We start from the raw sequence: 11,315 nt of genomic DNA, 5'->3' as shown, positions 1-11,315 counted from the left end.
ATGTGAACACGACGAACCACCATGGTCGAATGTAGTAACTGTCCGGTCGGCTGTCACCCAGAGTCCGCGCCTTGGGGCTGCCGCGAGACGCCATGGAGCACAACGCACGGGCGTCCGGCGTGCGGGAGTTGCCCCCGACCGAGGACGTTCGGGCCGACCGCTCGGCGGCCGGCCCGGACGTCGGGATCAGGCGAGGTCGAACCGATCGAGGTTCATGACCTTGTTCCACGCGGCCACGAAGTCGCGCACGAACTTCTCCTTCGAGTCGTGCTGCGCGTAGGCCTCTGCGACGGCCCGGAGTTGGGAGTTCGAACCGAAGACAAGGTCGACAGGGGTGGCGGTCCACTTGACGTCGCCCGTGGCACGATCCCGGCCCTCGAACACGTTCTCCGTCGAGGCGGACGTCTTCCACTCCGTGTCCATGTCGAGCAGGTTCACGAAGAAGTCGTTGGTCAACGTCCCGGGCCGGTCGGTGAAGACACCATGAGGGGACTGCTCGACGTTGGCGTTCAAGGCCCGCATGCCGCCGACGAGAACCGTCATCTCGGGAGCGGTCAGATTCAGCATGAACGCCCGGTCCACCAACCGCTGCTCGGCCGGCAGCTTCTCACCGTCCTGCAGATAGTTGCGGAACCCGTCGGCGAGCGGTTCGAGCACGGCGAACGACTCGACATCGGTCTGCTCCTGCGAGGCGTCCGTGCGCCCCGGTGTGAACGGGACCGTGATGTCGTACCCGGCGTTCTTCGCCGCCTGCTCCACGGCCGCACACCCGCCCAGGACGATCAGGTCCGCGAGCGAGACCGTCTTCCCGCCGGACTGGGAGCGGTTGAAGTCCTGCTGGATCTGCTCGAAGGTCCGCAGCACCTCGGCCAATTCGGCCGGGTTGTTGACCTCCCAGTCCCGTTGCGGTGCAAGGCGGATACGCGCCCCGTTGGCCCCGCCACGCTTGTCTGTGCCGCGGAAGCTCGCCGCCGACGCCCACGCGGCGGCGACCAGATGGGAGACGGGCAGGCCCGATGCGAGGATCTTGCTCTTGAGGGCAGCGATGTCCGCCTCCCCGATCAGCTCGTGATCGACCGCGGGGACGGGGTCCTGCCACACCTGCGGCTCCGGAACCCACGGGCCGAGATAGCGCGAGACGGGGCCCATGTCGCGGTGCAACAGCTTGTACCACGCCCTGGCGAACGCGTCGGAGAGTTGGTCGGGGTTCTCGTAGAAGCGCCTGGAGATCGGCCCGTAGACCGGATCCAGCTTCAGCGCGAGGTCCGTCGTCAGCATCATGGGGGCGTGCCTCTTCGACGGATCATGGGCGTCGGGCACGGTGCCCTGGGCCGAGGGATCCTTGGGAGTCCACTGCTTCGCCCCGGCGGGGCTCTCCGTCAGCTCCCAGTCGTACTGGTACAGGTTGTCCAGGAACCCGTTGTCCCACCTCGCCGGCTCGTGGGTCCACGCGCCCTCCAGCCCGCTGGTGAACGTATGGGCGCCCTTGCCGCTGCCGCAGGTGTTCCTCCAGCCGAGGCCCTGCTGCTCGATGGGGGCGGCCTCGGGTTCCGGACCGACACAGTCGGCAGGGACGGCACCGTGGCACTTGCCGACCGTGTGACCGCCGACGATGAGCGCGACCGTCTCCTCGTCGTTCATCGCCATACGGGCGAAGGTCTCGCGGATGTCATGGGCTGCGGCCAGCGGATCCGGGTTGCCCTGAGGCCCCTCCGGGTTCACATAGATCAGGCCCATCTGCACGGCGCCCAAAGGACGGTCGAACTGCCCCGGCCCGCTGTAGCGCTCGTCTCCGAGCCAGGTGTCCTCAGGCCCCCAGAAGATCTGGTCGGGCTCCCAGATGTCCTCGCGCCCGAAGCCGAAGCCGAACGTCTTGAGACCCATCGACTCGTAGGCACAGTGACCGGCGAAGATCAGCAGATCGGCCCAGGAGATCTTGCGGCCGTACTTCTGTTTGATCGGCCAGAGCAGCCGGCGCGCCTTGTCGAGGCTCGCGTTGTCGGGCCAGCTGTTGAGGGGGGCGAATCTCTGGGAGCCTGTGCCGCCACCACCCCGGCCGTCGGCCGTACGGTACGTACCGGCGGCGTGCCAGCTCATCCGGATGAACAGCGGCCCGTAGTGGCCGTAGTCGGCCGGCCACCAGTCCTGCGACGTCGTCATCAGCTCGAAGAGGTCCCGCTTCAGCGCCTCGACGTCGAGGCGCTCGAACTCTTTTCTGTAGTCGAAGTCCTCACCCATCGGGTCGGACTGGGGCGAGCGCTGGCGGAGAACCGAGAGGTCCACCTGGTTCGGCCACCAGTCCATGTTCGTTCGGGGCCGGTGCGGCGTGGGGGTCGGGGCGGGGATGAGCGGGTTCTCGCTTTCACTGACGGACATGTCGGGCCTTCTCTCTGTCTCGCTGTTCCGTTCCTCAACCGAGATCAGGATGATGAGATGACCTCATGAAGGGTCGAATTTGCTCCAGTGCGCCCGGATTCATCCGCCATTCAGCGGGTCGCTCTCGAGTCCGCGTGATCCGCATCGGCCGTGGCCACCGAAGCGGACGTGTCCGCCACTACGACGATCATCCGCGCCGCCGCTTGGGCTCCTCGTACGGCCACGCGCCGTCGTCCCAGCCCTCGTCGAGCGTCGCCCGTGCGTCGGCGTCAACCTTCACGAAGACGTCGTGTGCCGGTACGCCGCTTGACCTGCGGCGATGACGTTCCGAGCCCCACAGGGTACGGTGCTTGCCCGGGCGGTCGCCTCCCCGCTCTACACACCGAGCCGCGCACCGCCCCATCGAAACCCGCGCCCAGCCCAGACGGCATACAGATACGGTGGCAGAAAGCCTGCCGATGCGCCTCAGACCGACTTGGTCTCTCCGCCGTCAACGCGGATGTTCTGTCCGGTCATATAGGCCGACTCCTCGCCGGCCAGGAAGCGTACGATCCGAGCGGCCTCTGCGGTGCTCTGCGCTCGGCGCAGCGGGATGCCGCTCGTCCACTCGGCCGGGACCACGCTGGGGTCGTCCTTGGTCAGCCCGGTGAGGACGTTGTTCATCCGGATGCCCTGCGGGCCGTACTCGTTGGCGTACAGCTTGGTGAAGGAGGCCAGCGCCGCTCGCATCGTCACTGACACGGGGAACATCGGGCCGGGCTCGAAGGCGCCTGCGGTGGAGATGTTCACGATCGCGCCGCCGCCGGAGGCGACCAGGTGGGGCGTCACGAGGCGGGCCATGCGCACGACGTTCAGCAGGTAGAGGTAGACGCCCTCGGACCATTGCTCGTCTGTGATCTCAAGCACCGGGCCGCGTGCCGCGTGACCGCTGCTGTTGACGACCGCGTCGACCCGGCCGTACTGCGACACCGCGAGGTCGACGCACGCCCGAAGGTCCTCGATGCTGGTGTTCGAGCCGTCCAGACCAGCACCACCGAGCGATTCGGCCAGGGCTCGGGCCCGACCCGACGGCGACATCGCGACCACCCGGTAGCCGTTCGCGGCGAACTCCCGCACGCACGCGGCGCCGATTCCGGATCCGCCACCGACGACGATCGCGACCTTCTCGGATGCGGACGAGGGGGTCTCAGGCATGCCCGTACTCCTTCAGGCGGGTGGCGACCAGGGACTCGAGCGCGTCGGCAGCCAGCTCGGCGTACCGGGTGAAGTCGGTGTCATCGCCGGCGGCCGCGGCCACGCGGAAGCCGTCGGTGAGCGCGCGCCCCATGACGGCCATGTCGTGCGCCAGCTCTTCCGCGACATCCTCCGGTACCTCCGGGTACGAGGCCCGCAGCCGGGAGGCGACGAACTGGAACATCTCCTTGCGGATGGTGAGGTACCGCTGCCGTGCGAGGTTGTCCTCCAGGCGCCGCTCGAACGCGAAGACGAGGCCGATGCTCCAGAACGCAGCGGCCGGCTCGGCCAGGCTCGCGGACGCTGCCGCCGACTGGCTGATGCTGTGTCGTAGCAGTTCGCGCATGCCACCGACGGACGCGTTGGCCTGCTTCCAGACCTCGAAGCAGTAGTCGAGCAACTCGACGAAGAGTTGCTCCTTGTTCTGGAAGTGCCAGTAGACCGATCCGATCGGCAGACCGGACGCGCGTGCGACATCGGCCATGGTGGTGCCCTCGTACCCGGCCTCGACCGCCCGCGAGAGCACGGCCTCGAGAATCGCCCGCTTGGACCCCTCGGAAGCCCGGTGGGCCTTCCGTTTGGCGGCCATCAATCCCCCTCGCTGCTCCGGACTGTAGTTCTACCAAATCTCACATCGACCCTTGACGCCGACCGTGCTCGCCGGTCACTGTAACCCCCAGCCTAGAACCTAGAACCTAGATTCTAGACTTTTGTGGTGGCCGCGGCCCGGGATGCGGTCCCCCGACTCCGCGGGCGGCAATGACGCCGGTCCGCGCGATCCTCGACGCAGAGAGGCCGCCCATGAAGGTCACCGATCAAGTCGTTCAAGGGAAGATGAGCGGACTGCAGATCCGCGCCGTCGTCATCACGATCGCCCTTGTCGTGCTCGATGGCTATGACGTCTCCCTGACGTCGTTCGCCGCCCCGTACCTCGAGCAAGGCTTCGGGGTGTCGAAGGCCCAGCTCGGACTCGTCATGTCCGGAGCCCTGGTCGGCATGCTCGTCGGCTCGGTCATCGTCGCGCCACTCGCCGACCGCATCGGCCGACGCAAGATGGGCGTCATCTCCACGGTCACCATCGCGATCGGCATGCTCATCGGCCCGTTCGCCACGCCGGAGACCGGGACCGGCCCCCTCGTCGTCAGTCGCATCGTCACCGGCATCGGCCTCGGCTCCCTGGTGGCCGTGGCCGGCGTCATCCTCGCCGAGTACACAGGCAAGCGCGTGTACTCACTGGTGATGGCCGTCTACGCCGCCGCGATCAACATCGGCGGGCTGCTCGGCTCCATGATCGTGGGCCCGATGCTGGGTGCGCACGGCTGGCAGCTGGGCTGGTGGGTCGGGTTCGCCCTGAGCGCGATCGCCGCGGCCGCCACGTTCGCCTTCCTCCCCGAATCGCTCGCCTGGCTCTCCGAGGGCCGTCGCACGGACTCACTGCAGCGGCTCAACGCGCTCCTGACGAAGATGCACCGCCCCGCACTCGAAGCGCTCCCGGAGTCGGACTCGACGAGCGTCAAGGCGAAGGGCTCGCTGCGCATCGTGTTCACCGGCCGGACCGGCTTCTTCACGCTGCTGATGATCGTCGGGTACGTCGCGTACATGCTCAGCTTCTACTTCATGACGAACTGGGCGCCGAGCACCGTCGCGGACGCCAATCACAACCCGGCGCTCGCCTCGCAGCTCGTCACCGCCTTCAGCGTCGGCGGCATCCTCGGCAACGTGCTCTTCGGCTACCTCGGCGGCAAGTTCAACGTCCGCTTCCTCACCCCGGTCTTCCTGGTCGTGGCCACCGCCGCCCTGTCGCTGTTCGGCATCGCCGGCCCGGGGATGCCGACCGCCTGGTGGACCCTGTTCCTGGCGTCGTTCTTCGTCTGCGCGGGCACCGCCGCCTTCTACGCGATCGTCCCGACGCTGTACCCGACGCTGGCCCGCTCTACCGGTTTCGGTGTCGTCATCGGCGCCGGCCGATTCGGCGGCATCGCGGCGCCGATCGTCGGCGGCGCGGCCTTCGACGCGGGCATGGGGATGGGGGCGGCCTTCACCGTCTTCGCGTTGCCCATGCTCGTCGCCGGCCTCTGCGTCCTGGCCCTGCACCTGGGCCTGCGCCGCTCCGACGCACCGGATGCCGCTCAGCCCGTGCTCGCCGGTATGTCCGCGTAGCAGCCGCTCACCACTCCGGGAAATCCGCCACTTTCGAGAAAGAGGAACCACTCCATGCCGCTGGCCGTCGCAGCGCTCTCCCATGCGCCGTCCTTCGGCAATGTCGACCCGGGCGGGGAGACATTCGCCGAGATCAATTCCGCCATCGACGAGGTCAGGGGGTTCGTCGCCGAGTACGCCCCCGACCTGGTCGTGGTGTTCGGGCCCGACCACTTCAACGGCCAGCTCTACTCCCTGATCACCCCGTGGGTGATCGGTGCGGTCGCCGAAGGCATCGGTGACTACGGCACCACCGCGGGACCGCTCCCCGTCGACGGCGATGCCGCCCGGGCCTTCCACGCGGCAGTGCTGGGTGAGGGCATCGACATCGGGCGCAGCGAGCGGATGACGGTCGACCACGGCGTGGTCCAGCCGCTCGACTTCGTGTTCGGGAAGGGCTTCACGCAGCCGATCGTGCCGGTGTTCGTGAACGCGATCGGCCTGCCGCTCTCGCCGATGCAGCGGGTGCGGCTGATGGGCGAGGCGTTCGGCCGGGCCGCCCAGGCGATGGACAAGAAGGTGCTGTTCCTCGCCTCGGGAGGCATCTCCCACAGCCCGCCGATCCCGCGCTGGGACGGTGCCCCCGGCACCGTGCACGAGCGCCTGGTCGCGTACGCGCCCTCACCCGAGGAGCGGCACGAGCGTGAACAGATGATCGTCAAGGGCATCCAGGCGATCGCCGACGGCAAGGCGCCGAGCGACCCGCTGAACGAGGAGTGGGACACGCTCGTACTCGATGTGCTCCGCTCCGGCGACCTGAGCCCGGTCGACGGCTGGGAGAACGGCTGGTTCATGGCGGAGGGGGGCTCGGCCGCGCACGAGATGCGCAGCTGGATCGCCGCCTACGCGGCGCTGTCCACCGCCGGCCCGTACCGCCTCGCCGTCGACCACTACTGGGCGGTCGAGAAGTGGGGCGCCGGCTTCGCGATCCAGGCGGCGGTGACCGCATGAGCCAGGCGGGAAGGACACACTTCGCGACCTTCTGGGAGGAGATCGCGGACCTGGAGCACACGCTGCGGTACGTGGACGCGGGCGGCTACCGCACCCGGGTGCTCGACTTCGCCGGAGCGGGCCCCGAGGCGCAGACGGTGGTGCTCGCCAACGGCACCAGCGGCCACATCGAGGCGTGGACGCAGAACATCCGCGCGTTCGTCGAGGCGGGCTTCCGGGTGGTCGGCTACGACTACCCGGGCCACGGGTACACGTCGCTGTCCGACCATCCCCTGGAGATCCGCGACTACGAGGAGCACCTGCTCGCGCTGCTGGACGCACTGGCACTTCAGCGCGTGCACCTCGCCGGTGAGTCGCTCGGCGGCTGGCTCGCGCTGAAGTTCGCGCCGAAGCACCCCGACCGGCTGCACACGGTGATCCTGTCCGCACCGGGCGGGCGGATGATCGGCGAACCGCAGCTGGACAGGACGCAGTCGGTGAGCACCCAGGCGGTGAGCGAGCCGACCTTCGACAACGTGAAGAAGCGCCTGCAGGTCGTCATCCACGATCCGGAGAAGATCACCGACGAGCTCGTACGCGTCCGCCAGGCGATCTACGCCCGCGACGGGTTCAGCATGGCGTACGTGTCAGCCCTGCGGGAGCCGGAGCGACGCCGGCGCAACCGGGTGACGGACGACGACTTCGCGGCGGTCCCGGTCCCGGCCCTGATGGTGTGGACCGACAACGAGCCGACCGGCGACGAGGCCGAAGGCGAGCGCCTGTGCGGGCTGATCCCGGACGGCGAGTACCTGCTGATCCGCGGCGCCGCGCACTGGCCGCAGTGGGAGGGCGCCCCGGAGTTCAACGCCGCGGCGGTCGCCTTCCTGAAGAAACATGCCTGAGGAAAGGACCGACGTGAGCGTCGCCCAGGAGACCATCACCCAGATCGCGCGCGAGCTGTTCGAGGCGAAGCGCGACGTGTACACCGTGCCGTACGTGAGCCCCCGGCTCCCCGAGCACGATCTCGACGCGGCCTACGCGATCTCTGCCGAGTTCGCCGCCCTCCGCGAGCGCGAGCTGGGCGTGAAGCGGGTGGGCCGCAAGGTCGGCCTGACCAACCCCCTCGTGCAGGAGCGCGTGGGTATCTCCGAGCCCGACTACGGCATCATCCACGACGACATGGTGCATGCCTCGGGAACGCACCTTCCGCTGTCCAGGTACAACCACCTGCTGATCGAGGCCGAGGTCGCGTTCGTGCTGAGGACCGACATCCTCGAGGCCACCCGCGAGGCCGTCGAGGCCGCGATCGACTACGTGACCCCCGCGTTCGAGGTCGTCGACTTCCGCTACGACGGATCGGTCGGGCAGATCGTCGACACCATCGCGGACAACGCCGGCTGCAGCGGCATCGTCCTCGGCGAGGAGCAGCACCCGTACGGCGAAGTCGACCTGACCAAGGTGGAGATGGTCATCACGGGCGGCGACACCGAGATCACCCGGGGCGTCGGCGGCAACGTGCTCGAGGACCCGGTCAACGCGGTGATCTGGCTGGCCGAGACCGCGATCCGCACCGGCGAGCCGCTGCGCGCCGGCGAGGTGCTGCTGTCCGGGTCCATCGGCTACATCGAGCCGTGGCCCGCCGACGTCGAGTGCGTCGCCACCATCACCGGACTCGGTCGCGTCGTCGCGACCGCGGATTCGAAAGGCTGAACATGAGCGACTACCGCCCCGTCGACGCGACCACCCGCGTCGAGATCGAGCAGCTCGTCGCGGAGATGCTCTACCGCCTCGACCACAACCAGGCGGACACCACCTGGGAGCTGTACACCGAGGACGGCGTCTCGGTCGGCCCGCTGGGTGACATGGACCGCGAGGCCATGAAGGCCTGGGGTGCCAAGCGCGCCAAGCAGACCGACATCGTCGGCCGGCACTTCATCGGCGGGATCCGCCTCGTATGGGACGGCGAGGAGGTCGAGGGAACGGTGCAGTACCTGACGTTCCGCGACACCAACGAGCCGCAGACGCAGCCCGCTTCGGTCGGCGAGTTCCGCGAGCGGTACCGGAAGGTCGACGGGCAATGGCGGTTCGCCCGCCGCGAGATCGTGCCGGTCTTCGGCGGCAAGGCGGCCGCGGCGCACGCCGCGCGGCTGGCCGGGCGGGAAGGTTCGGCGCAGTGAAGCAGGCAGCGCCCGGCGGCGCCAACCCCGTCCTGTACCACCAGTCGGTCCCGTCCTTCGCGATGCCCGAGTGGGCGGCGGCAGCCGGCTACGACGGGGTGGTCCTCGACCTCCAGCACGGCGAGCTGGGGCTCGAGGCGGCATGCGGGATCCTGCGCTCGATTCCGCGGGACAACGCCTACGCGTACGCGCGCGTGGGCTCGCTGGATCCCGCCCCCATCCTGCGGCTGCTCGACAGCGGGGCCCGCGGCATCGTCGCGCCCACCGTCGAGTCCCGGTCCCAGACCGAGGCTCTGGTCGCCGCCACCAAATACCCGCCGGTCGGGAACCGCAGCCTGGGTCCGTCCAGGCCGGCGCTGTACCCGGGTGACTCGTACACCGAGGCCGGCAACCGCGCGGTGTCCGCCATCGCCCAGATCGAGACGAAGGCCGGCGTCGAGCGTGCCGAAGAGATCGTCTCGACCCCGGGCCTGGACTCGGTCTACATCGGGCCGGCCGACCTGGCCGTCTCCCACGGCCTGCCCGGACGCGGCGACTGGGAGGACGGCCCCGTGCGCGAGGCGATCGCGTACCTGCGCGAGGTGACGACCGCACACGGCGTCACCCTCGGCATCTACTCCGGCCGGCCGGAGTACGCGGCCGGCCTGTTCGCCGACGGCCTTGTCGACTACGTGGGCCTCGGCATCGATCTCGTCCTGCTGAACCGCGCGTTCGGCGACACCATCGCCGCGCTGGACTCGGCACGATCCACTGGGAGCAACTCATGACCACCGCTTGCGACGTCCTCGTCGTCGGTGCGGGCCCCGTCGGCCTGACCCTGGCCAACCTGCTCGGGCAGCAGGGCATCGACGTCCTGGTCGTCGAGCGGGAGCACGAGCTCATCGACTACCCGCGGGCCGTGGGCATCGACGACGAGGCACTGCGCGCGATGCAGACCGCGGGCCTGGTCGACGAGGTGCTTCCCCACACCATCCCCGACCAGAAGATCTACATGGTCAACGGGGACCGGACGATCCTCTCCGAAGTGAACCCGACGACACGCGAGTTCGGCTGGCCGCGCCGCAACGGCTTCGTGCAGCCGCTGGTCGACCAGGTGCTGCTCGCCGGCCTGGAACGCTTCCCGAACGCCACCGCACGGTTCGGTGTCGAGGTCACCGTCCTGGTCGAGGACGCGGACGGCGTGGTCGCCACCCTCGCGAACGGCGGCACGGTGCGTGCGCAGTACGTGGTCGCCGCCGAGGGCGGAGCCTCGCCCACCCGCAAACGCCTGGGCATCTCGTTCGAGGGCGAGACCCGGCCGACCGACGGCATCGTGATCGACGTCGCCAACGACCCGATCGGCACGCCGCACGCCGTCTTCGGCGGGGATCCGGCCCGCAGCTACGCCTCCATCGCACTGCCCCACGGCATCCGGCGCTGGGAGTTCACGCTCTTCGAGGACGAGACCGAGGCCGACGTCGACAACGACGAGTACATCTTCGGCCTGCTGGCACCCCACGTGCCGGACCCGTCCAGACTCGACATCATCCGGCGGCGCGTCTACCGGCACCACGCCCGCATCGCGGGGCAGTTCCGGCACGGGCGGATCTTCCTCGCCGGCGACGCCGCCCATGTCATGCCGGTCGTCGGCGCCCAGGGCTGGAACTCCGGGATCCGCGACGCCTTCAACCTCGGCTGGAAGCTGGCCACCGTCGTCAAGGGCCACTCCGGGGACGGGCTGCTGGATACGTACGAGACCGAGCGGCTCGGCCACGTCAGGCAGATGGTGGCGGTCTCCCTCGGGATGGCGAAGGAGATGACGGACCACGATCCTGTCAAGGCCGCCGAGCGCGACCGGATCGCGGCCAACCGCACCCCCGAGGAGCGGGAGGCGCAGAAGCGGCAGGCGTTCAAGCCCCAGCCGAAGTTCGAACAGGGCGTCGTGGTGCACACGCCGCTGCCAGCGTTCAAGACGCTGCCGGCCCGCGACGTGCCGCGTCTCGCCGGCTCGATCTTCCCGCAGCCGCAGGCCACCGACGCGGACGGCGTGGAGATGCTGCTCGACGAGGCCACCGGGCAGGGCTGGCGTGTGATCACCTGGAACAACGACCCGAGGGCCTTGCTGTCGGCGGAGCGGCTCGCCGTGCTCGATCGCCTCGGCGCCCGCCTCGTGCAGGTGGTGCCGAAGGTGCAACTGCCGTGGGCACGCAAGCAGGCCGCGGCCGGCGTCACCGTCATCGGCGACCTCGGCGGCGAGTCGGGCCTGCAGGCCTGGTTCGACGCACGCCCGGTCGGCGCCGTCATCATCCGCCCCGACCATGTGATCGCCGCCGAGTGCCTCGCCCAAGAACTCGACGACGTACTCGGCCAGGTCTTCGAGGCCGCCTGCATCGCGTGATCCCGGCATATCCCCGAGAGAAC

The 11,315-nt window shown here is 69.2% G+C and carries 10 protein-coding genes; 7 read left to right on the top strand and 3 right to left on the bottom strand.

Annotation, left to right across the window (positions count from 1 at the left end):
- Positions 1 to 186 precede the first annotated feature (186 nt).
- The 3 genes from katG to ABZ904_RS16130 form a co-directional block, all read right to left on the bottom strand.
- The gene (katG, locus tag ABZ904_RS16140) at positions 187 to 2,376 is read right to left on the bottom strand and encodes a catalase/peroxidase HPI (RefSeq protein WP_361823739.1); all 2,190 of its coding nucleotides are present in this window, start codon (positions 2,374 to 2,376) and stop codon (positions 187 to 189) included.
- 465 nt (positions 2,377 to 2,841) lie between these two features.
- Positions 2,842 to 3,570 carry an SDR family oxidoreductase gene (locus ABZ904_RS16135; RefSeq protein WP_361002998.1) on the bottom strand — a complete coding sequence of 243 codons (729 nt, stop codon included), beginning with the start codon at positions 3,568 to 3,570 and terminating at the stop codon, positions 2,842 to 2,844.
- A complete protein-coding gene (locus ABZ904_RS16130) occupies positions 3,563 to 4,198 on the bottom strand; it encodes a helix-turn-helix domain-containing protein (RefSeq protein WP_361003001.1) in 636 nt (211 codons plus the stop codon). Before ABZ904_RS16130 ends, ABZ904_RS16135 begins: the two co-directional genes overlap by 8 nt.
- Before the next feature lie 245 nt (positions 4,199 to 4,443).
- On the opposite strand from ABZ904_RS16130, the gene ABZ904_RS16125 reads away from it, so the two are divergent.
- Genes ABZ904_RS16125 through ABZ904_RS16095 form a run of 7 tightly spaced genes read left to right on the top strand, consistent with a single transcriptional unit; the run spans position 4,444 to position 11,292 of the window.
- Entirely contained in the window at positions 4,444 to 5,769 is a 1,326-nt protein-coding gene (locus tag ABZ904_RS16125; protein WP_361003004.1) for an MFS transporter, read from the top strand.
- 54 nt (positions 5,770 to 5,823) lie between these two features.
- Positions 5,824 to 6,759 carry a 3-carboxyethylcatechol 2,3-dioxygenase gene (locus ABZ904_RS16120; protein ID WP_361003007.1) on the top strand — a complete coding sequence of 312 codons (936 nt, stop codon included), beginning with the start codon at positions 5,824 to 5,826 and terminating at the stop codon, positions 6,757 to 6,759.
- Positions 6,756 to 7,640 (top strand): alpha/beta hydrolase, encoded by an 885-nt coding sequence (locus ABZ904_RS16115; RefSeq protein ID WP_361003010.1) that lies wholly within the window; start codon positions 6,756 to 6,758, stop codon positions 7,638 to 7,640. Before ABZ904_RS16120 ends, ABZ904_RS16115 begins: the two co-directional genes overlap by 4 nt.
- A 13-nt stretch (positions 7,641 to 7,653) precedes the next feature.
- The gene (locus ABZ904_RS16110) at positions 7,654 to 8,448 is read left to right on the top strand and encodes a fumarylacetoacetate hydrolase family protein (RefSeq protein ID WP_361003013.1); all 795 of its coding nucleotides are present in this window, start codon (positions 7,654 to 7,656) and stop codon (positions 8,446 to 8,448) included.
- 2 nt (positions 8,449 to 8,450) lie between these two features.
- Positions 8,451 to 8,915, top strand: coding sequence for a nuclear transport factor 2 family protein (locus ABZ904_RS16105; protein WP_361003016.1), 465 nt, complete (start codon positions 8,451 to 8,453; stop codon positions 8,913 to 8,915).
- Positions 8,912 to 9,682 carry an aldolase/citrate lyase family protein gene (locus ABZ904_RS16100; protein WP_361003019.1) on the top strand — a complete coding sequence of 257 codons (771 nt, stop codon included), beginning with the start codon at positions 8,912 to 8,914 and terminating at the stop codon, positions 9,680 to 9,682. Before ABZ904_RS16105 ends, ABZ904_RS16100 begins: the two co-directional genes overlap by 4 nt.
- Entirely contained in the window at positions 9,679 to 11,292 is a 1,614-nt protein-coding gene (locus ABZ904_RS16095) for a bifunctional 3-(3-hydroxy-phenyl)propionate/3-hydroxycinnamic acid hydroxylase (protein WP_361823731.1), read from the top strand. Before ABZ904_RS16100 ends, ABZ904_RS16095 begins: the two co-directional genes overlap by 4 nt.
- Positions 11,293 to 11,315 lie beyond the last annotated feature (23 nt).

It is taken from the genome of Streptomyces sp. NPDC046900 (assembly GCF_040644975.1).
Classification (GTDB): Bacteria; Actinomycetota; Actinomycetes; order Streptomycetales; family Streptomycetaceae; genus Streptomyces.
This window is presented reverse-complemented; position numbering and strand designations above follow the sequence as displayed.